Consider the following 21,970-nt stretch of genomic DNA (forward strand, 5'->3'; position numbering starts at 1 on the left):
AGACAAATCGGAACATCACAGATCCAGTACCAATCGCGTTCCTGCACAGCGCGAGACGCAGGGCATCAGCGTGCGACCACTGGCGCGCTCGGCGGCCGAGAGCACGCTGTCGCGATGCAGGGGCAGGCCCTCCAGCACGGTACTTTCGCAACTGCCGCAGAATCCCTCGCCGCAGGAGGTGCCGATCACCACGCCAGCTCCGGCGGCGGCCGCCACGATGCTCTGGCCGGGCGACACCGTGCAGCTCACGCCCGAGCGCTGCAAGACCAGTTCGAAGACATGGTGGTCCTGGTCAGAGGCATGGATGACGGCATGGCTTGCGCCGGTGGGCGCGGCGAACCATTCGAAATGGATATCGTCCTCGCGCCAGCCGGCCTGGCGCGCATGGTCACGCGCCGCCTCGATGAAGGGCGCGGGACCGCATACATAAAGCGGGGAAGAGCACGGCACGCCGGCCAGCGCAGCGGCAATGGCGCGTCCGGTCTCGGCGCCATCCAGGCCCAGATGCAGGGACATGCCCTGCGAGCAGGCCGCCAGCTCATGGAAGAAGGCCGCGTGCGCCAGGCCGCGTGCAAAATAATGCAGACGATGGCGTACACCGCGCGCGGCCATGTCGGCGACCATCGCATGGAGCGGTGTGATACCGATACCGGCGGCCAAGAGCAGCGGAGGACGTTCATCAACCACCAGAGGAAAGGCATTGACGGGTGCCGATGCAGTGAGCAGGTCGCCCTCTTGCACCTGGTGGTGCAAGAAGGCCGAGCCGCCGCGTGAGGCGGCTTCCTTCTTGACGGCGATCACATAACAGTCGCGCTGTTGCGGCGTATTGCACAGCGAATAGCAGCGCTCCAGCCCCTCCCCCAGTTGCAGGCGCAGGTGCGCGCCCGCGCTCCATGGCGGCAATGGGGCGCCATCTGCAGAGCTCAGTTCGAACAGGCGGATATCGGCAGCCACCGGGCGTATGGCCCTCACCCGCAGGTGCAGCACGGTGGCGGGATCGGCAGGGGCAACGCGGTTGAAGCGTTCAGCGACGGCATTCATCGCGCACCTCGCAGAGAGGCGGGCGATTCTGAGCGTGGCCGGGAAGAGCGTAGAGAGAATGAGAAAGAGAAAAGCGCGCAGGCATCGTGCATGGTCTCGTGTCCTATCAAAAGATGGGGACCATCGGTGGGTTCCGATGGCGTCACGAGCAATGCCCCGCAGGAAGGTAAGTGTCCGTTTTACCGACCGCTAGCCGCTTCTACTCAATCCTTGTCATAGCAAACCGCGTGCCAATGGCGCAAGGCCGGGATCGGCGCGGTATACCCATGTGTTTTGTCGCATACCAATGAAAAAGGGACGGAAAACTCCGTCCCTTGCCGCAAACGTCCTGCACATCTTGGTGCGCCATGCCTTGATCTGCATCAGACGCGCACCAATAAGAGGCCGGGCCTTCAGCGCGTCACGCCACGCCGTGACTCTTGAAGAAAGCTACCACCTTGGCCCAGGCGTCCTTGGCATCGGCCTCGACATAGCTGGGGCGGTAATCGGCATTGAAGGCGTGGCCGGAGTTGGCATAGACGTGGAATTCCGACTTGTTGCCAGCCTTCTGCAGGGCTTCCTTCATCTGTTCCACGGTAGAGACCGGGATGCCCTGATCCTTGCCGCCATAGAGGCCAATGACTGGCGTCTTCAGCGTAGCTGCGATATCGATCGGCTGCTGCGGGAACAGCGCGGTCTTCTCGCCCACCAGACGGCCATACCAGGCGGCACCGGCCTTGACCTTGGGATTGTGGGCGCTGTAGAGCCAGACGATGCGGCCACCCCAGCAGAAGCCGTTGATGCCCAGGCGGCCGGTATCGCCGCCATTTTCGCCGGCCCACTTCACGTAGGCATCGATGTCGCCCATCACCTGGGCATCCGGCACCTTGGAAATGATGTCCTTCTGCAGCTCGGCAATGGAGGTATAGGCCATGGGATTGCCCTGGCGCACGAAGAAGTCCGGTGCGATGGCCAGATAGCCCAGCTTGGCGAAGCGGCGGGCGATATCGGCGATGTGCTCGTGCACCCCGAAGATTTCCGACACCACGATGATGACCGGCAGCCCGGTCTTGCCCTCGGGCTGGGCGCGATAGGCCGGCACGCGCTGGCCGTTGACGTCGATGGCGACCTCGCCGGCGGTCAGGCCGCTGGTGTCGGTCTTGATCATGGTCTGCGCGCAGACCGGCAGCACGGCGGCGGCAAAGCCGGTGCCCAGGGCAGTCTTCAGGAAGGTACGGCGGTCGGCGCTGCCGGACAGGGTGCTCTGTCCCAGCAGGCTGTCGAAGTCATTGCGAAGGTCGTTCATCGGGTTCTCCATCTTGGTGGCACGTGGCCTCGTTGTGGTGGACGTGATGCGGGGAAGGATCGCGGATTTCCTGGCCTCATCCGGAATATCCAGATCCAGAAAAAAGCGGCCCTTGCAGGCCGCTTGCCGGCATCCTCGCGGATGCACTCCGACTTCACCCAAGCCGGAGTCTAACCGCAAACCGGCGCAGGCGTTGCGCCCCGTCTCCGGGGCCATCTTCTTCCCGGTTTTCAGCCCTGCACCGCCAGCACCTGGCCACCGGCCGGCAATTCCGGCGCGCCCGGCGTGACATCGATGACACGCTCGGCACTCGGCGCCGCATAGGATGACGCCACCCTCGCCTGGGCAGCATCGACACGGAACACGCTGACCAGCTGCTGCAGGCCGGCCGCCTGTTCCTGCAGCGAACGGGCCGCCGCAGCCGCCTGCTCGACCAGCGCCGCATTCTGCTGCGTCATGTCGTCGATCTGGATGATCGCCTCGTTGACCTGTTCGATGCCGCTGCTCTGCTCGCGGTTGGCGTGGGTGATCTCGGTCATCACGTCGGTCACGCGGCGGATGCTGGTGACGATGTCGGTCATGGTGCTGCCGGCCTGCTCCACCAGCTTGCTGCCGTTCTCGACCTTGCCCACGGAGTCGCCGATGAGCACCTTGATTTCCTTGGCCGCCGAGGCCGAGCGCTGGGCCAGCGAGCGCACCTCGGAAGCCACCACCGCAAAACCGCGCCCCTGCTCGCCGGCGCGGGCCGCTTCGACCGCTGCATTCAGGGCCAGGATGTTGGTCTGGAAGGCGATGCCATCGATCACGCTGACGATATCGGCCACCTTCTGCGAAGAGGCATTGATGGACTGCATCGTCTCCACCACCTGCGAGACGATGCTGCCACCCTGCACCGCGACGTCGGAGGCAGCCAGCGCCAGGTCGTTGGCCTGGTGGGCATTCTCGGCATTCTGCTTGACGGTGGAATTGAGCTGTTCCATCGAGGAAGCGGTTTCTTCGAGGGCGCCGGCCTGTTGCTCGGTACGGCCCGAGAGGTCGAGGTTGCCGCGGGCGATTTCGGTGGAGGCGGTGGTGATGGTTTCGGAACCCCTGCGTACTTCGGTGACGATGGCGGCCAGCTTGTCGCGCATGATACGCATGGCGGCCAGCAGGCTGTCGTTGTCGCCGGGACGGGTATCGATGACCACGGCCAGGTCGCCTTCGGCAATCTGGCCAGCGATCTGCACCGCGTAGTCCGGCTCACCGCCCAGCTTGCGCAAGATCTGGCGGGTCAGCCAGAGTGCCGCCAGGATGGCGGTGATCACGCCGATGGCGCTGATGACCAGCATCAGCAGGCGCGCACGTGCATAGGCGGTGGCGCTGGCCTCGGCGGCTTCCTTGTTGAGCCGGTCTTCCAGCGCGGCCAGCGCCTTCAGTTCAACCTGCCAGGACTTCTGCACCGGCAGGTATTGTTCCTTCAGGAATTGCGCCAGCTCGTAGGCCTCACGACGCTTGCCGAACTCCACGGCTTCGCTGATGAGCTTTTCGGCATTGGCGGCCTGGGCGGCGATCTTGGGCAGGGCGGCCTTTTCTTCCTCGGTGGTGTCGGCCGAATCAGTGAAGAGCTGCTGCAGCTTCTGCGCAGCCATCTTGTACTTCAGCGTCTGCGCCTCGATGTACTGCGCCTCGATATCCACATCCTCGGGAGCGGCCGGCAGCATCAGGTTGCGCAGCGAGATGGAACGCTCCCCCACGGTCTCCAGCATGTCCTTGACCAGCGTGCTCTCGGGGTTCTTCACCTCCACCACGTGGGTGAAGCGCCCCTGCACCTGATGCATGTTGAAGATGCCGAAACCGGTCACCAGCACCAGCAACAGCACCACCCACGCAAACCCGAGTCCCAGGCGCGTGCCCACTTTCATTGCTGACTTCATGACGTCTCCTCCAATGTGTTCATCGGAGGCCGGACGGAAGCGTTGGGGGATGGCAAGACCTGCGCCAATGGCGCAGCCCGCATGCGCGGTGCGTGTCGAAAAACCTGGTGCGTGTCCCCTGCCCTTTCCTGCCCAGCCTCTGCTGCACCGGACCTTGGTCCGGCTTCACCCAGTGCGTCGTCCCGTCTTCGAATGCCTGCGGTTGCGACGCCAGTCTTCTATTTTTTTCAGTTCTGATTGCGCCGACTTGTCAGTTCGTCAGCTTGTTGCATTGCCAATTTGCATCTCCGGCATTCGCGCCCGATCCGCTTTCCCTGGCGGGGCGGGCGCCGGTTTCACACGACCGGCAATCATGCGAACCTGATCACGAACCGGGAACGATGTTTGCCAGAAACCGGAATTAATGTGAATTAATGTGCTTCGTCCCAATTCTTACCGATTCCTACCTCGGCAAGCAAGGGAACTTTCAGCTCCGCAACATTTTTCATCAATTCGGGCAGCTTTTCACGCACCACTGCCAATTCCTGTTGTGGAACTTCCAACACCAGTTCATCGTGCACCTGCATGATCATGCGGGTCTGCATGCCAGTCTTTTCCAGCCAGTCCTGCACCGCGATCATGGCCAGCTTGATGAGGTCGGCGGCAGTGCCCTGCATGGGCGCGTTGATCGCCGCCCGTTCCGCCCCCTGGCGACGCGGACCGTTGGGCGAATTGATCTCGGGCAGCCACAGGCGGCGGCCGAACACGGTTTCCACATAGCCACGGGCCTTGGCCTGCAGTCGGGTTTCGTCCATGTAGCGCTTCACGCCCGAAAATCGCATGAAATACTTGTCGATGTACATCTGCGCCGCCGAACGTTCGATGCCCAGGTTACCGGCCAGACCAAAGGCGCTCATGCCGTAGATCAGGCCGAAGTTGATCACCTTGGCATAACGGCGCTGCTCCGACTCGACCTGCTCGGGCGCGATGCCGAAGATTTCGGCGGCGGTCGCCTTGTGGATGTCTTCGTTGTTGGCGAAGGCCTTCAGCATGTTTTCGTCTTCCGAGATGTGCGCCATGATGCGCAACTCGATCTGCGAATAGTCGGCCGACACGATCACGCTGCCTTCGGGCGCGACGAAGGCCTCGCGGATGCGACGACCTTCGGCAGTACGGATCGGGATGTTCTGCAGGTTGGGCTCGTTGGAGGCCAGGCGACCGGTGACCGCCACGGCTTGCGCATAGTTGGTATGCACGCGCCCGGTAACCGGATTGATCATCTTGGGCAGCTTGTCGGTGTAGGTGGACTTGAGCTTGGACAGGCCGCGATAGTCCAGCAACACCTTGGGCAGGGGATAATCCTCGGCCAGCTTCTGCAGTACTTCTTCGTCGGTGGAGGGCGCGCCGGAAGCGGTCTTCTTCACCACCGGCAACTCCAGCTTGCCGAACAGGATCTCGCCCAGTTGCTTGGGTGAATTCAGGTTGAAGGGCTGGCCTGCCAGGTCATAGGCCTGCTGCTCGATCTCCAGCATGCGGCGCCCGAGGTCATGCGATTGCTGGCCCAGGCGTTCACTGTCGATGAGCACACCGTTACGCTCGATCTTCTGCAGCACCACCGAAGTCGGAACCTCGATCTTTTCGTAGATGAAGCGCAGCTTGTCGTCGTGCTCGATCTGCGGCCACATGGCGCGGTGCAAGGCCAGCGTGACCTCGGCATCCTCTGCCGCGTATTCGGTGGCGCGTTCGATGGCCACTTCGTTGAAGCCGATCTGGGACGCGCCCTTGCCGCACACCTCGGCGTAGGTGATGGTCTTGCGCTCCAGGTGACGCGCCGCCAGGCTGTCCATGTCGTGCGGCCGATGCGACTCGAAGACATAGGATTCCAGCAGCGTGTCGTGCTTCACCCCTGCCAGGCGAATGCCATAGTTGGCGAAGATGTGGCTGTCATATTTCAGGTGCTGGCCCAGCTTGGGCTTGCTGGCGTCTTCCAGCCAGGGCTTGAGTTTTTCCAGCACGTGCTCGCGCGACAATTGCGGCGGCGCATCCTGGTAATTGTGGCCCACCGGGATATAGGCGGCGCGGCCCGGCTCCCAGCACAGCGAGATGCCGACCAGCTCGGCCTGCATCGCTTCCAGCGAGGTGGTTTCGGTATCGACGGCGGTCAGTTCGGCCGCATTGATGGCGGCGATCCATTGGTCCAGCTGCGCATCGGTGAGCACGGTCTCGTACTCCACCGGCGTGGCGGGTGCGAACAAGCCGCCCTGGGCCGGCACTTCCAGCGCGGCCGCAGCCACGGCGCCCACCACCGGCGACTTGCCCACGGCGGCATCGCCGCCATCGGCCAGTTCACGCAGCCAGGTGCGGAAGTTGTAGCGGGTGAAGAGGTCCTTCAGGACTTCCTTGTCCTGCGGCTGCATGGTCAGCGATTCGAGGATGGACTTCATGTGCGCCGACAGGTCGCAATCGGTCTTGACCGTCACCAGCACGCGACCCTGCGGCAGCCAGTCCAGTGCGCGGCGCAGGTTCTCGCCGACCACGCCGCTGATCTTGTCGGCATTAGCCATCACCCCATCCAGCGAATCGTAGGCGGTCAGCCATTTCACGGCAGTCTTGGGACCGCACTTTTCCACCCCGGGAACGTTGTCCACGGTGTCGCCGATGAGGCTGAGGTAATCGACGATACGGTTGGGCGGCACGCCAAATTTTGCAGTCACGCCGGCAATGTCGAGAACTTCATTGCTCATCGTGTTGACCAAGGTAACGTGTTCATCGACCAGCTGGGCCATGTCCTTGTCACCGGTAGAAATGATCGTAACCAGCCCGGCGGCGGTGGCCTGCACCGACAGCGTACCGATGACGTCATCGGCCTCGATGCCTTCGACCATCAGGATGGGCCAGCCCAGCGCGCGCACCGCAGCGTGGATGGGTTCGATCTGCAATGCCAGGTCTTCCGGCATCGACTTGCGGGTGGCCTTGTAGTCGGGATACAGATCATCACGGAAGGTCTTGCCCTTGGCGTCGAACACACAGGCAACGTAACTTGCGGGATAATCGTTGCGCAGTCGGCGCAGCATATTGATGATGCCGTACAGCGCACCGGTGGGCGCGCCTTCCGCGTTACGCATATCGGGCAGTGCATGGAATGCGCGATAGAGGTAACTGGAACCATCAACTAACAACAAGGTTTTTTGCATATGGAACAGAGAGGAAAGAATGTCCCGCGCCTGCGGGAAGTGGGAGACATCGAACGCGCGACGGCCAAGAAGGCGCGCGAGTCGTGGCATGTACTCACGATTATGGCAGAATTCATTGAATCGACCGAACGTCTCTCCGAGCTGCGTCCTGCCGTTTCCATCTTCGGTTCTGCCCGTATCCGCCCCGACAATCCCCATTATCAACTGTGTGTGGAGATCGCCCGCCTGATCTCGGATGCCGGCTATGCCGTCATTTCCGGCGGCGGTCCCGGCATCATGGAGGCCGCCAACAAGGGTGCCTACGAAGGCGCCTCGCCCTCGGTGGGCCTGAACATCGAACTGCCGCACGAACAGCACGGCAATGCCTGGCAGGACATTTCGCTGTCCTTCCGTCATTTCTTCGCGCGCAAGGTCGCCTTCGTCAAATATGCCGACGCCTACGTGGTCCTGCCGGGCGGCTTCGGCACGCTCGACGAACTCACCGAAGCACTGACCCTGATGCAGACCGGCAAGTCACGCATGATGCCGGTGATCCTGGTGGGCAGCGAGTTCTGGGCCGGGCTGGTGGACTGGATCAAGACCCGCCTGGTGGACGACGGCATGATCTCGCCCAAGGACGTCAACCTGCTGCAGGTGATCGACGAGCCGGCCGAGGTCCTGGCGGCAATCCAGAAATTCCACGCCGAGAAATCCAAGCCAGCCGAAACGCAGCAGGAGGCGGAGCGGCAGAGCGGGATGTATCTCTGACCGATTGCAGTACCGGTGGCGCTTGCCACCCTCATCCGCTCTACCCGGGCCGGGCCGCAGCAATGCCGCCCGGCCTCTTCATTTCTCCCCCTCCGCCCGCCATCTTTACACCGATAAGTGTAGAAACGTTCACTTTCCATCACCTTCGTACGATTTGAAAAACAAGTCGACATCTTCATGATGCACGGCACGCAAATGAACTGATTGCACGCCATCGTCGTCATGCCGGTCACCAAAGCCTACGTTATCCAACTCTTCATCGGGACGCTCTACACGCTGGCGCTGGCAGGCATGCTCATCGCTGCGCTGGTCAGCATGCCGGTGATCATTTCACCGGCGATGGGCCAGCAGCTGGGCGTGCTGCCGTGGGACCAGAATGCGCCCTCCGACACCACGCCACTCTACTGGACCCTGGGCGTGGTGCTGGTCTGTGCGCTGGGTCTGTTCTATCGCGCGCTGATGCGCGTGGTCGCTCCGGCCAAGCCCGCGCTCAAACCCGGCTATCACGCCGTGACCCTGCTCTATCTGCTGGCCATGGCCTACGGGCTGGCAGCCACGGTGACCACCGCGTTCACGCCGCACTATCGCAACTGCGGCATCTACAGCCAGAAGCTCAACGGTGGCTGGCGTCAGTATCGCGGCCAGCAGCTGCGGGTCGAACTGTGTGGCGCCGGTCCGGCCGAGCAGACCCGGCAGGACCGCATCCGGCTGCGTATCTACGGGGAACGGGGCGAACTGCGGGCGCTGCGGCACTTCACCGTGCAATGGGGGCGTGACTTCCCGACCCTGCTGGAATATTCCTCCGACCACCTCAGCTACTTCGATGCCAGCGACGAAGACGATTTCACCCGGCTGGTCGCCATGCCGCCCACCCTGGGCGACTGGATCCATAGCAGGTTGCCATTGCTGGACTAGGTCGCCCGCAAGTCGCCGCCAGATGGCAAAAAGGCGGCCGGATGTTGTCTTCCCGATCATTCCCGTGAAGAAACGCAGGGGCCGCACCACGATGGTTTGCTACAATGAAGAAAACAACACCATCTTTTTCCTGCATTTTTCCTGTCGATATCATGAAACCATCCAACGTCTGGTTCCAACAGTCCCTGGCCGCCGCCCTGCTGTGCGCATCGGCCAGCCTGGCTGCTCCGCTGGCTTTCGCCCAACCGGCCCCTGCCGGCCTGGCCGCCCAGCCGGCGCCGCCGCCACCCGAACTGGAAAAGCTGGAAGAAGGCGAACCGCCCGCCGTCACCATCCGCAAGCCCGGTGAAGACAGCCGCACCCAGGGCAATAGCATCAAGGAACGCCGCGACCACGGCCAGACCAAGGAAATCGAAGTCAAATCCGGCCCCAGCACCTATTACGTGCGCCCCAACCCGCAACTGGGCGGCTCCACCCCGGGCGATGCCCAGAGCCCGCCGCCGAGCTCGGCACAATGGAAGGTCGGCGAGTTCGACTGGGGCGTCAAGAAGCCGCAGGAAGGCGATACCGACAGCACCACCAAGAAGTAATCGCTTCGCCACGATGGACGGCTGACCCTGCCGGGTTGGCCAACATCACCCCGGTCGCCCGCCGCGACCGGCCCAGGGACAGCCGATGCGGCCCTATGCCGCCGCTGTCACGCCAGTCCCGGCGGTGCCGGCAGGCGTAGCTCGGGATCCCGGTATTTCAGCAAGCTTCACATTCTCAATTTCGCCATGGCAGTCTTTACACCGGTCAGTCTGGAACAGCTCTCGGACTGGATCCAACAATTTCCGCTCGGTCGCGCACGCTCGATCAAGGGCATTTCCTCGGGCATCGAGAACAGCAACTTCTTCATCGGCACCGACAGCGGCGAATACGTCCTGACCCTGTTCGAAAAGCTGCATATCGAACAATTGCCCTTCTACCTGGAACTGATGCGCCACCTGGCGCAGCGCGGCATTCCCGTGCCGGCGCCGGTGGCCAATGACAAGGGCGCCATCGTCACCCTGCTCAACGACAAGCCGGCGGCCATCGTCAGCAAACTGGAAGGCGAGTCCCAGCTCGATCCGCAACCGGTGCACTGCGCCGCGCTGGGCGACATGCTGGCGCGCATGCACCTGGCCGGCAAGGACTTCAAGATCCTCCAGCCCAACCTGCGTGGCCTGGCCTGGTGGCTGGAAACCACGCCCTCGGTGCTGCCTTTCCTGCCGCCTGAGCTGGCCAGCCTGCTGGCCGATGAAGTGCAGTACCAGAAGGACTTCGCCGCCACCGCCGATTACCGCGCCCTGCAGCGGGGCCCGGTGCATGCCGACCTGTTCCGCAACAATGCGATGTTCGTGGGTGAGCGCCTGTCGGGCATCTTCGATTTCTATTTCGCCGGTTGCGACACCTGGCTGTTCGACCTGGCCGTGACCGTCAACGACTGGTGCGTAGACCTCGATACGGGTGCGCTGGACCTGGCCCGTGCCGAGGCCATGCTGACCGCCTACCGCGCCGTGCGTCCGTTCTCCCCGGCCGAAGGCGTGGCCTGGCAACCGATGCTGCGCGCGGCCGCCCTGCGCTTCTGGCTCTCGCGCCTGTATGACTTCTACCTGCCGCGTGAAGCAGAGATGCTCACGCCGCATGACCCCACCCATTTTGAACGCATCCTGCGCCTGCGCATCAAGGAAGCGCCGCCGGCGCTGTAACCACTGGAGCTATGGAAAAGATTCCCGCACATACCGGCTGGTCCTGGGTCAAGCAAGGCTTCGCGCTGTTCCGCAAGCAGCCGGCCGAGATCTCCACGCTGTTCCTGGCCTACATGTTCCTGATGCTGGCACTGGGCATCATCCCGGTGCTGGGTCAGATGCTGCCGCTGATCCTGATCCCGCTGTTTTCGATGTCGTTCATGCAAGCCTGTGCGCAGATCGAAAAAGGCGAACGGGTCTACCCCAACCTGCTGCTGATCGCTTTCCGCAGCCCGGCCCGCAACACGCTCTTCAAGCTCGGCCTGCTCTACCTGCTGGTGGCCACGCTTGTGGTCGCGGCCTCGGCGCTGGCCGACGGCGGCACCTTCTGGAAGGCCATGATGGGAGGCGGCCTCTCCACCGAGGAACTGCAGAGCGCCGCCGGCAGCATGCGCATCGCCATGCTGGTCGCGGCTGCGCTGTACGTGCCGGCGGCCATGGCCTTCTGGTATGCGGCACCGCTGATCATGTGGCAGCAGATGCCGCTCGGCAAGGCACTGTTCTACAGCTTCTTCGCCGTGCGCCGCGCGGGTCGCGCCTTCCTGGTCTACGGCCTGGCCTGGATCGTCATCGCCATCGTCGTCCCCACCGTGATCAGCATGATCATCGCGCTGGTGAGCGGCAGCTTCACGGTGGTGTTCTTCATCCTGTTGCCGATCTCGATAATGTTGACGGTAGTCATGTACTGTTCCTTCTATCCGACCTACACTAGCGTCTTCGGAAAGCCCCGCAGAGGGCCCGACAGCCCGCATCCCGGAGACAATCCCGCCGCCTGACTCTCATCAGGCAAGACATGCGCCAGGCTGTCGCTGCCTGGCGCAGACGGTTCCACGCGTTCGTAAGGGAGAGACGAACGCTGCCCGCCGCGCAGCTTGCGCCCGCCAGCCGGACTTTCCACACACAAGGCTTCTTACACGGGGGTAAAAGATGCGCATGAACATGCCGGTCACCGGAGAAGAGCGTCCGCTCGTCGACGGCAAGGCAATCGTTTCCAAGACCGATCTCAAGGGCAACATCACTTACGTCAATCCTTACTTCATCGAAATCAGCGGTTTCGAGGAAGAGGAATTGCTGGGTGCGCCGCAGAACCTGATCCGCCATCCTGACATGCCGGCCGAAGCCTTTGCCGACATGTGGGCCACCATCAAGGGCGGCCTGCCCTGGACCGGCCTGGTCAAGAACCGCAGCAAGAACGGCGACCACTACTGGGTGCGCGCCAACGTCACGCCCATCCGCGAGAGCGGCCAGGTGATCGGCTACATGTCAGTGCGCACCAAGCCCGAACGCGATGCCGTGGCCGCTGCCGAAAAGCTGTATGCCAGCATCCGCCGTGGCCAGGCCAAGGGCATCGCCCTGCACCGTGGCGAAGTGGTGCGCACCGGTCTGGCCGGCTGGCTGGGCAAGCTGGCGCGCATGCAGCTGAACACCCGTCTGAACCTGTCCATGGGCCTGATGCTGACCATCCAGATCGCCGTGGTGATCGCCGGCATGGCGGCCCTGCATCAATGGTGGATCAGCGCCCTGGCCGCGGCCTCCGCCGTGATCTCCATCGTGCAGTGGATCGCCCTGCGCAACGCCCTCATCAAGCCCCTGCAGCAGGCGCTGGAGATCACCCACGCCATCACCGGCGGCGACCTGTCGGTGCGCATCGAAAGCCGTCGCCACGATGAACTGGGGCGCCTGCTGGCCTCGCTGCGGCAGATGAACGTGAACCTGACCGCCATCATCGGCGACGTACGCTCCAACGTGGAAACCATCACCCTGGCCACGCGCGAGATCGCCACCGGCAACATGGACCTGTCACGCCGCACCGAAGTACAGGCCTCCAACCTGGAAGAGACCGCCTCCAGCATGCATCAGCTGGCCGCCACCGTGCGCCAGAATGCCGACCACGCCGTGCAGGCCAACGACCTGGCCGGGACCGCGTCCTCCATTGCCATGCGCGGTGGTGATGCCGTGGCCAGCACCGGCACCACGATGAACGAGATCAGCGAGTCCTCGCGCAAGATCGTGGACATCATCGGTCTGATCGACAGCATCGCCTTCCAGACCAACATCCTGGCGCTCAACGCTGCAGTGGAAGCGGCACGCGCCGGCGAACAGGGGCGCGGCTTTGCCGTGGTGGCCTCGGAAGTGCGCTCGCTGGCGCAACGATCGGCAGCAGCGGCCAAGGAAATCAAGCAACTGATCGATGCCTCGGTGGAAAAGGTCGATGTCGGCAACCGTCAGGTGGAACAAGCCACCAGCACCATGCGCGACATCGTGGCATCGGTGCAGCGAGTCTCCGGCATCATGGGGGAAATCAAGGAAGCCACCCAGCAGCAGAGCGCCGGCATCAACCAGGTGCATGAAGCCATCACCCAGATGGACGCCAGCACCCAGCAGAACGCCTCGCTGGTGGAAGAAGCCGCCGCTGCCGCGGGCAGTCTGCAAGAGCAGACGGTGCGGCTGTTGCAGGCAATTTCGGTGTTCAAGTTCAACCGTCGCTGAATCAGCGAATCACTGCATCACCGTATCAAGCAACAGGCCGTTCCTGCCAGGTGGGCAAGAACGGCCTGTTGATTTTCAACGGTCATTTTCTTCAGCCTGCGTCCCCATGCAAGGGCGCAAACGGCGCATAGATGTCCCGATAACGCTGCAAGCGCGCCTGCAAGACGGCACGCCTGCCCGGGTCCGGCTGGTACTGCGCCTGGCGGGCCGGCTTGCGGCAGACCTCGGCCTCGTCGCCGCCATCGGCCAGCCAGGCCAGACGCGCCGCACCGAGTGCGCCACCGGCTTCGCTGCCGACATGGGTGACGATGCGCACCTCCAGTGCGTCGGCCAGCAACTGTGCCCAATAAGGGCTGCGTGCGCCACCCCCTACCAGCGACAGTTCGGCCACATCGGTGCCGGCGGCACGCAGCGCATCCAGGCCATCGACCATGCCGAAGGCCACCCCTTCCAGCACCGCGTAGCCCAATGCGGCGCGCTGGTGTTCCGGCGTCAGGCCGTGGAAGACACCAGTGGCGTAGGGATCGTTGTGGGGCGTGCGCTCGCCGGACAGATAGGGCAGGAACAGCGGCGCATTGTCACGCGCTTCCTGGTCCAGCTGTTCGATCTCGGCCAGCAGGCTCATCTCGTCCACCGAGCAGAGACGGCAGAACCAGCGCAGGCAACTGGCGGCCGAGAGCATCACGCTCATCTGGTGCCAGCGTTGCGGCAGGGTATGGCAGAAGGCATGGATGGCACGTCCCGGATTGGGACGGAAGCGGTCGTTGACCACGAACAGCACCCCCGAGGTCCCCAGCGAGAGGAATCCGTCGCCCGGCTTGACCGCACCGATCCCGACCGCGCTGGCCGCACCGTCACCGGCACCGCCAGCCACGATCACGTCCGTCGCCAGTCCCCAGCGCTGCGCCACCTCCGGCAGCAAGGTGGCGGAGACCGCGCTGCCATCGACCAGCGCCGGCATCTGATCGCGGCGCATGCCGGAGGCCGCCAGCAGTTCATCGGACCAGTTGCGGCCCTCCACGTCCAGCCACAGCGTGCCGGCCGCGTCCGAGGGGTCGGAGACCTTGCACCCGGTCATCTTCAGGCGCAGCCAGTCCTTGGGCAGCAGCACGGTGGCGATGCGCGCAAACAGTTGCGGTTCATGACGCGCCACCCACAACAGCTTGGGCGCGGTGAAGCCGGGCATGGCCAGGTTGCCGGCGATGCCGTGCAGGCGCGGTGCGCGGCGCGTGAGTTCAGCGCATTCGGGGGCGCTGCGCGAATCGCTCCACAGGATGGCCGGACGCAATACCTGGTCTTCTGCATCCAGCAGCACGGCCCCATGCATCTGTCCTGACAGGCCGATGGCGCGGATGCGGCCAAAACTCTGCTCGCCCAGTTGTGCGCGCAGCTTGTCCACGGTATCGCAGGTGGCCTGCCACCAGTCAGCCGGCGCCTGCTCCGACCAGCGCGGATGCGGCCGCGAGACGTTCAGGGTACTGCCGGCCAGCGCCAGCAGGGCGCCCTGGTCGTCGATGACCACTGCCTTGACCTCCGACGTACCCAGGTCTATCCCAAGATACATGGTGCTCCTCGTTATCGTTATGAATGTGCGGTGTGCTTGCTACGATGGCAGCGATTGCCGCAATCGCTAAGACGGTGAGCGGCAATTCTATGCCGCCTTGGGCCAGATGGGCTGCTTTTAGTTTGCCTGCCCCAGCCAATCCTGCACGCGCTGCACACCCGCGCGCACCAGCGCCTCCAGCCTTGCATCGCCAGCCAGTTCGCCCCACAGCACCGCATCGGCGCAGAAGGCCCGTACCGGATCGGCGGCGGCCAGCATGCTGCGCACCGCAGCCGGATCGAAGATGCCGTCCTGGTATTCATAGGGCAGCTGTCCGGCATTCCAGCGCTGCAGGAACACCAGGAACAGCGCCGGCAACATGGCGGTTGCCTGGGGATCGCGGCCGGCGTTCAGGCTCTCCTGCAGGGTCGGGCGGATGAAACCGGGAATCTTGGAATAACCATCCGCGGCCACACGCTGGTTGGTGTCCTGGATGGCCGGGTTGGAAAAGCGCGCCAGGGTGGTATCGCGATAGGCCGCCAGATCGATGGGGCTGGGCGTGAGACAGGGGATCACGTCCTGCGTCACGTAGTCATAGGCCATCTGGCGGATGTCGTCGCGCAGCGTCCCTTCGTGGATGTACTGCAGGCCCGCCAGGGTGCCGGCCCAGGCGATGCAGCTATGACTGGCGTTGAGGATGCGGATCTTGGCCTCTTCATAGGGCAGCACCGATCGCACCATCTCCACGCCCGCCTCTTCCAGACGGGGACGACCGGCCTTGAAATCATCCTCGATCACCCATTGAATGAAGGATTCGCCCATCAGCGCGCACGGGTCATCGATGCCGGTGACCTCCTTCACGCGTTGCGCCACGGCCGGCGTGGGGCGCGGCGTGATGCGATCGACCATGGCGTTGGGGCTGGTGGTATGTGCCTCCATCCACTGCGCCAGCGTGCTCTCGCCACGCAGGGTCAGAAACTGGCGCAGGCCATCACCGAAGCGCTCGCCGTTGTGGCGCAGGTTGTCGCAGTTCAGCAGCGTCAGCGCCGCGTGCGGATGCGCCTGGCTGCGTGCCTGCAGGATGGCAGCAATGGCGCCATAGATGGTGCGCGGCGTACCGCTGCCATCGAGGGCGCAACGCAGGTCATCGGCCAGGTCGGCATTGGCGGTGTCGAGCCGGTGCTGGTGGTCCAGGTAGTAACCGCCTTCGGTGACGGTGAAGGAGATGATGCGGGTACGCTCTTCGGCGCCGGCTGCGATCAGTTGGGTGAGCCTGTCGTCCCAGGGCAGGATGCGGCCGATGGAGGCGATGCGCTGGTAGCTGCGCTCGCCCTGGGGCGTGACGGTTTCCAGCGTGTACTGGCCCTGCTGGCGTGCCAGCGCCTCCAGCAGCGGCCCCATGTCGGCACGGATATTGGCCAGCGCCAGTTGCCAGCGGCGGTCGGCGCCGCTCTCGCGCAGGGCGTTCAGATAAACCGCCTGGTGGGCGCGATGGAAGGAGCCGGCGCCGATATGCAGCCAGGTCAGGCTGTCGGCGGCGTCCTGCTCGGTGGAGGTGGCGGTGCGGGTCATGCCGTGTCCTTGTCGATGAGGTGAAGAAGGCGAAGGGTTCAATGGGTGCGCGGGGCGCTCACGCTGGAAGCCAGGCGCGGCAGGGCTTGGCCGTCGGCGCCGAACAGGTGGCAGCGGGCCGGATCGGCCGCCAGCTGGAGCACGCTGCCGTGCGGTGGATCGAGGCTGTCCGGCACGCGCAGGATGAGTGCATCATCGCTGCCCTCGTAGGCCGCGTAGAGGTAGGAAAAATCACCCAGCAGTTCCAGCGCCGTGCAGCGTGCCTGCAGCGCCGCCTGACCCTGCGCAATATTGAGATGCTCGGGCCGCACGCCCAATGTGACCTTCTGCCCGACCTGCAGACTGCTGCCATCCACCGACGCCCACTGCAGTCCGCCTGCAGGAAGTTGCACCTGCACGCCGTCGTCCTGGACGGTCGCGACCGTGCCGTCGATGAAATTCATCTTGGGCGAACCGATGAAGCCAGCCACGAAACGGTTGGCCGGATGGTGATACAACTGCTGGGGTGAGCCGACCTGTTCGATGCGACCCTCGGAGAGCACGACGATCTTGTCGGCCAGGGTCATGGCCTCGATCTGGTCGTGGGTCACGTAGATCATGGTGGTCTTGAGGTCGTCATGCAGCTTGGCGAACTCCAGGCGCATCTTCACCCGCAGTGCGGCGTCCAGGTTCGACAGCGGCTCGTCGAACAGGAACACGCTGGGCTGGCGGGTGATGGCGCGGCCGATGGCCACGCGCTGGCGCTGGCCGCCGGAAAGCGCACGGGGCTTGCGATCCAGCAGGTGGTCGATGTGCAGGATCTTGGCGGCGTGCTGAACGGCGGCATCGATCTCGGCCTTGGACTTGCCGGCGATCTTCAGGCCGAAGGCCATGTTGTCGTACAGGCTCATGTGCGGATACAGCGCATAGGACTGGAACACCATCGCCACCCCGCGCTTGGAGGCCGGCACGTCGTTCATGCGGCGGGTGCCGATGTCGAGGTCGCCGTCGCTGATCTCTTCCAGCCCCGCGATCATGCGCAGCAAGGTCGATTTTCCGCAACCGGAAGGGCCGACGAAGACGACGAATTCGCCATCCTCAATTTCCAGGTTGATGTCGCGCATGACTTCGTTCTCTTCATAGCGCTTGGCCAGGTTCCTGATGCTCACTGCTGCCATGTCTCTCTCCTCGGGGTCTCTTGTTGTGGGTATGTGGGTCTGCGGATCTGTAGGCCGTGCTTCAGCGCAGCCAGATCAATTCACAGATCAGTTGCGGGAACTGCTTCATGTCCTCGAATACCTGATGCGCGCCGGCCTCGCGCAGGCGCCGTGCCATCGCCTTGCGGTCGTGCGCCACGCCGGTGAAGCCCAGCACATGCATGCCGGCCGCCACGGCGGCGCGCACACCGGTGACACTGTCGTCGATGGCCACGCAGCGCGCCGGATCGACGCCGAAGCCGGCGGCAGCGGCCAGGTACACATCCGGCGCCGGCTTGGGATGGGCCACATCGTGGCCGCTGTAGATACGGCCGGCAAATTGCGAGTACAGGCCGCAGCGCTTCAGGCCGGCTTCGATGCGCGGTGCATCGCTGTTGCTGGCCACGGCGCGCGGCAGCCGGATCGCCTGCAGGGCTTCGACGATGCCCGGCACCGGCTGCGCCTGTTCGCTGCAGGCCAGCGCCACGGTGGCGTGGATGCGCTCCATCTGTGCCGCCTCCAGACCCAGTTCGAACTCCAGGTCCACTTCCGAGAGCAGCACATCGGTGTACATGCCCAGCCGGTTGGCGATGGCGTCGTGCAGCACCTGGCTGCGCTGTTCCTGCAGGTAGGGCGCTTCGTCGGCGTCGGGCCAGGCCGGCAGCAGCGGCAGGAGTTCGCGATGCAGCACGCCCAGGGCGATGCTCTCGCTGTCCAGCAATACGCCGTCGCAGTCGCAGATGAGATGGGTCACTGCCTGACGCGTCATCATCACTTGACCGCTCCGAAGGTCAGGCCCCGCACCAGTTGCTTCTGCGCCAGCCAGCCCAGCGCCATGATGGGCGCAATCGCCAGCAGCGAGGCGGCCGACAGCTTGGCCCAGAACAAGCCCTCGGGATTGGAATAGGAGGCGATGAACACCGTCAGCGGCGCCGCATTGACGCTGGTCAGGTTGAGGCTCCAGAAGGCCTCGTTCCAGGACAGGATGATCAGCAGCAGGGCTGTCGAGGCCAATCCCGGCATGGCGGTAGGCAGGAGCAGGTAGATCATTTCCTGCCAGGCATTGGCGCCATCGATGCGGGCCGCTTCCAGGATTTCCTTGGGCACGTCATTGAAGTAGGTGAAGGCCATCCACACCGCGATGGGCAGGTTGATCAGGGTATAGATGATCGTCAGGCCGCTGACCGTGTCGAGCATGCCGGTGTTCTTGGCCAGCAGGTAGATCGGGATCAGCACGCCCACGGCCGGCATCATCTTGGTCGAGAGCATCCACAGCAGCAGCTTCTGGGTGCGCCCGGTCGGGAAGAAGGCCATCGAGTACGCCGCCGGCACCGCCAGCAGCAGCGACAGCACGGTCGAACCGAGCGAGACGATCAGCGAGTTCTGCACATAGGCCAGGTAGTTGCTGCGGCTGAAGACTTCACGGAAGGTATCCAGCGTGGGCAGGAACACCAGCGAAGGCGTATAGGCCTGGGCCTCGGTCTTGAAGGCCGTCACCGCCACCCAGAAGATGGGGAAGAACAGCACGATGGCGCAGGCCCAGCCCAGCACGGCCACCCACAGGGGGCTTTTCTTTTGATCGCTCATTTTTCGTTGACTCCCTTGAGGTTCCTGGCCAGCATGCGCACCAGGAAGAACGAGACGATATTGGCCAGCACCACGGCGAAGATGCCGCCGGCCGAGGCGATGCCGATATCGAACTGCTGCAGGCCGATGGCATAGACCAGGAAGGTCAGGTTGGTGGTCGCCGTACCGGGACCGCCTGCCGTGGTGGTGAAGATCTCGGCAAACACCGAGAGCAGGAAGATGGTCTCGATCATGATCACCACCGTGATGGCGCGCTTCAGGTGCGGCAACACGATGTAGAAGAAGATGCGCACCGGACCGGCACCATCGAGCTGGGCGGCTTCCTTCTGGTCGCTGTCCAGCGACTGCAGCGCGGTCAGCAGGATCAGGAAGGCAAAGGGAATCCACTGCCAGGCCACGATGATGATGACCGACAGCATCGGGTACTCGGCCAGCCAGTCGATGGGCTCCAGTCCCAGGTGCCGCATGACATAGGCCAGGATGCCGTAGACCGGGTGCATGATCATGTTCTTCCAGATCAGCGCGGCCACGGTGGGCATGACGAAGAAGGGGCCGATCACCAGCAGGCGCGCGATGCCGCGTCCACGGAAAGGCTGGTCGAACAGCACCGCCAGGAGAGTGCCCCCGATGACGCTGATGGCCAGCACCGAACCGATCAGGAGCGCCGTATTGCCGATGGAGGGCCAGAAGGCCGGATCCTCCAGCAGGAAGACATAGTTTTCCAGACCGACGAAGCCGGTCTGGTCGGGGGCCATCAGGTTGTAGCGATTGACGGAAAAATAGATCGTCATCACCAGCGGCACGATCATCCACGCCAGCAGGATCAGCACCGACGGGGCCTGCATCAGGCGGATGGGATTGAAGCGTTCCTTGCGCGGAGGACTTTTCTGCCGCGGGCGCGGAAGTGACTTGGATGGACTCTGCATCATGGTGCTCGTGGGCGACGCGCCGGGGGCGGGCGACGCAGGGGTGGAGTGGATCGTGGGCATGACGGCCTCGGCTTCGGTCCGACCGTCATCCACGCTGGGTGGAGACGGCCGGGAGGACCAGGCGGCAGGCATGTCCCGGTGCTTTACCGGACATGCCGCCGCAACGACAGGAACCACGGCAGGGGCGACGGCGTGCTGCCTGCCCGCTTGCCGGGGGGCTTGCTCTTTACTTGATGTAACGACCCTGGCGCATCATCCGCACCGCCTGTGCCTGGGCGGCATCAAGCGCGGCATCCGAGCTGGTCTTGCCCGCCAGTGCACCGGCGATGGCCTGACCGGTCACGGTACCGATGGACTGGAACTCGGGAATGGTCGCGAACTGCACACCGGTATAAGGCACTGGCTTCAAGGTCGGCTTGTTGGCGTCCGCGGTCTGGATGGCATCCAGCACGAAGTCCGAGAAGGGCGAGACCTTCTTGTATTCGGCCGAGGCATAGGTGGAGGTGCGGGTACCCGGCGGCACCAGCGCCCAGCCGGAATCCTTGGCGACCAGGTTGATGTATTCCTTGGAGGTCGCCCAGGCGGCGAACTTCTTGGCCGCTTCCTGCGACTTGGAGGACTTCGGCACGGCCAGCGACCAGATCCACAACCAGTGCGAACCCTTGTCGGTGGCCTGTACCGGCGAGGGTGCGAAGGCGGTCTTGTCGGACACCTTGGAATCCTTGCCGTGGTAGAGCATGCCGGCGGCGACCGTGGCATCGACCCACATGCCGCACTTGCCGCTGGAGAACAGCACCAGATTTTCATTGAAGCCGTTGGAGCTGGCGCCCGGCGGACCGTACTTGCGCAACAGGTCGACGTAGAAGGCGACCGACTTCTTCCATTCCGGCGAGGACAGTTGCGGCTGCCACTGCTCGTCGAACCAGCGGCCACCCCAGGCATTGGCCATGGTGGTGATGATGGCCATGTTCTCGCCCCAGCCGGCGCGACCGCGCAGGCAGATGCCGTAGACGCCCTTGGCCGGATCGTGCAGTTGCGCAGCCAGCTTGCCGATCTCGTCCCAGGTCGGACGCTCGGGCATGGTCAGCTTCTTCTGCTCGAACAGGTCCTTGCGATAGTAGGTCATCGAGCTTTCGGCGTAGAACGGCAGCGCATACAGCTTGCCATCGACCGACAGGCCTTCGCGCACCGGCTTGATCAGGTCGGCTTCATCGTAGTCGGCCGGCAGGCCGCTCATCGGCGCCAGCCAGCCCTTCTTGGCCCAGATCGGCGCTTCATAGGCACCGATGGTCATCAGGTCGAACTGGCCGCTGTTGGTGGCGATATCGGTGGTTAGGCGCTGGCGCAGCACGCTCTCTTCCATCGTGACCCAGCGCAGCTTGATGTCGGGATTGGCCTTTTCGAACTGCGGCGCCAGCTTCTGCAATTCGATCATGTCGGGGTTGTTGATCGAGGCGATGTTCAGCGTCACCGGCTCGGCCTGAACCAGACCGGTGGCGAACAGTGCGGAAATTGCCGCAGCGGCCAGGTTGAAGCGAACACGGGTGATGCCGGACGCACGGGTGCGCGCGAGTTTGGACATGCTTGTCTCCGAATGTTATGTGCCGCCGTGCACGTTTCTTCCTGGGTGGCAGCGGCGGTGAGGCCGGTGCTGACGTGCAGGTTGGGCGGTTGTTGTGAACGACGTTGAGCAAATATTATTTTTATGGGCAAATATTCATCGATTCTCAAATTCATGTCAAGCATTTGCTTTTCAATTGAGCAATTGCCCATACTAGATGCTCATGACGGGAGCAAAGGCCGTAAAATGGCAGCCCATCGGGAAGACCCC

At 63.7% G+C, this 21,970-nt stretch carries 16 protein-coding genes and 1 pseudogene; 6 read left to right on the top strand and 11 right to left on the bottom strand.

Annotated elements, in window-relative coordinates:
- Window positions 1-15: 15 nt before the first annotated feature.
- The 4 genes from BTM36_RS07115 to polA all read right to left on the bottom strand — a co-directional run bounded on the left by BTM36_RS07115 (window position 16) and on the right by polA (window position 7,412).
- The gene (locus BTM36_RS07115; RefSeq protein ID WP_077235722.1) at window positions 16-1,041 is read right to left on the bottom strand and encodes a PDR/VanB family oxidoreductase; all 1,026 of its coding nucleotides are present in this window, start codon (window positions 1,039-1,041) and stop codon (window positions 16-18) included.
- 400 nt (window positions 1,042-1,441) lie between these two features.
- On the bottom strand, window positions 1,442-2,326 hold the full coding sequence (locus BTM36_RS07120; RefSeq protein WP_077235723.1) for a dienelactone hydrolase family protein: 885 nt from the start codon (window positions 2,324-2,326) through the stop codon (window positions 1,442-1,444).
- 230 nt (window positions 2,327-2,556) lie between these two features.
- Window positions 2,557-4,239, bottom strand: coding sequence for a methyl-accepting chemotaxis protein (locus tag BTM36_RS07125; RefSeq protein ID WP_077235724.1), 1,683 nt, complete (start codon window positions 4,237-4,239; stop codon window positions 2,557-2,559).
- A gap of 410 nt (window positions 4,240-4,649) precedes the next feature.
- Window positions 4,650-7,412 (bottom strand): DNA polymerase I, encoded by a 2,763-nt coding sequence (gene polA, locus BTM36_RS07130; protein ID WP_077235725.1) that lies wholly within the window; start codon window positions 7,410-7,412, stop codon window positions 4,650-4,652.
- On the opposite strand from polA, the gene BTM36_RS07135 reads away from it, so the two are divergent.
- The 6 genes from BTM36_RS07135 to BTM36_RS07160 all read left to right on the top strand — a co-directional run bounded on the left by BTM36_RS07135 (window position 7,413) and on the right by BTM36_RS07160 (window position 13,333).
- Window positions 7,413-8,159, top strand: a complete 747-nt coding sequence (locus BTM36_RS07135) for a TIGR00730 family Rossman fold protein (RefSeq protein ID WP_006463673.1) — start codon at window positions 7,413-7,415, stop codon at window positions 8,157-8,159.
- Between the two features lie 222 nt (window positions 8,160-8,381).
- Window positions 8,382-9,074 (top strand): hypothetical protein, encoded by a 693-nt coding sequence (locus BTM36_RS07140; RefSeq protein ID WP_254426957.1) that lies wholly within the window; start codon window positions 8,382-8,384, stop codon window positions 9,072-9,074.
- A gap of 152 nt (window positions 9,075-9,226) precedes the next feature.
- The gene (locus tag BTM36_RS07145; RefSeq protein ID WP_006463669.1) at window positions 9,227-9,664 is read left to right on the top strand and encodes a hypothetical protein; all 438 of its coding nucleotides are present in this window, start codon (window positions 9,227-9,229) and stop codon (window positions 9,662-9,664) included.
- A 186-nt stretch (window positions 9,665-9,850) separates the two neighbouring features.
- Complete coding sequence (locus BTM36_RS07150; RefSeq protein ID WP_077235727.1) at window positions 9,851-10,804, top strand: homoserine kinase; 954 nt, start codon at window positions 9,851-9,853, stop codon at window positions 10,802-10,804.
- An 11-nt stretch (window positions 10,805-10,815) separates the two neighbouring features.
- Window positions 10,816-11,619, top strand: coding sequence for a BPSS1780 family membrane protein (locus tag BTM36_RS07155; RefSeq protein WP_006463667.1), 804 nt, complete (start codon window positions 10,816-10,818; stop codon window positions 11,617-11,619).
- 151 nt (window positions 11,620-11,770) lie between these two features.
- Window positions 11,771-13,333 carry a PAS domain-containing methyl-accepting chemotaxis protein gene (locus BTM36_RS07160; RefSeq protein WP_006463666.1) on the top strand — a complete coding sequence of 521 codons (1,563 nt, stop codon included), beginning with the start codon at window positions 11,771-11,773 and terminating at the stop codon, window positions 13,331-13,333.
- 91 nt (window positions 13,334-13,424) lie between these two features.
- On the opposite strand, the gene xylB is transcribed toward BTM36_RS07160, so the two are convergent.
- The 7 genes and pseudogenes from xylB to BTM36_RS07195 all read right to left on the bottom strand — a co-directional run bounded on the left by xylB (window position 13,425) and on the right by BTM36_RS07195 (window position 21,721).
- On the bottom strand, window positions 13,425-14,897 hold the full coding sequence (gene xylB, locus BTM36_RS07165) for a xylulokinase (protein ID WP_077235728.1): 1,473 nt from the start codon (window positions 14,895-14,897) through the stop codon (window positions 13,425-13,427).
- Window positions 14,898-15,014: 117 nt separating this feature from the next.
- Window positions 15,015-16,448, bottom strand: coding sequence for a D-arabinitol 4-dehydrogenase (dalD, locus tag BTM36_RS07170; protein ID WP_077235729.1), 1,434 nt, complete (start codon window positions 16,446-16,448; stop codon window positions 15,015-15,017).
- 38 nt (window positions 16,449-16,486) lie between these two features.
- Window positions 16,487-17,605, bottom strand: coding sequence for an ABC transporter ATP-binding protein (locus tag BTM36_RS07175; protein ID WP_077235730.1), 1,119 nt, complete (start codon window positions 17,603-17,605; stop codon window positions 16,487-16,489).
- A 61-nt stretch (window positions 17,606-17,666) separates the two neighbouring features.
- A complete protein-coding gene (locus BTM36_RS07180) occupies window positions 17,667-18,395 on the bottom strand; it encodes an HAD family phosphatase (RefSeq protein ID WP_077235731.1) in 729 nt (242 codons plus the stop codon).
- Window positions 18,395-19,174: pseudogene (locus BTM36_RS07185) on the bottom strand (carbohydrate ABC transporter permease); the annotation flags it as partial. The pseudogene BTM36_RS07185 and the gene BTM36_RS07180, both read right to left, overlap by 1 nt.
- 32 nt (window positions 19,175-19,206) lie before the next feature.
- Window positions 19,207-20,199, bottom strand: coding sequence for a carbohydrate ABC transporter permease (locus tag BTM36_RS07190; RefSeq protein ID WP_077235896.1), 993 nt, complete (start codon window positions 20,197-20,199; stop codon window positions 19,207-19,209).
- A 166-nt stretch (window positions 20,200-20,365) separates the two neighbouring features.
- Complete coding sequence (locus tag BTM36_RS07195) at window positions 20,366-21,721, bottom strand: sugar ABC transporter substrate-binding protein (protein ID WP_077235732.1); 1,356 nt, start codon at window positions 21,719-21,721, stop codon at window positions 20,366-20,368.
- Between the last annotated feature and the right edge of the window lie 249 nt (window positions 21,722-21,970).

It is taken from the genome of Herbaspirillum sp. VT-16-41 (genome assembly GCF_001994935.1).
GTDB lineage: Bacteria > Pseudomonadota > Gammaproteobacteria > Burkholderiales > Burkholderiaceae_D > Herbaspirillum > Herbaspirillum frisingense.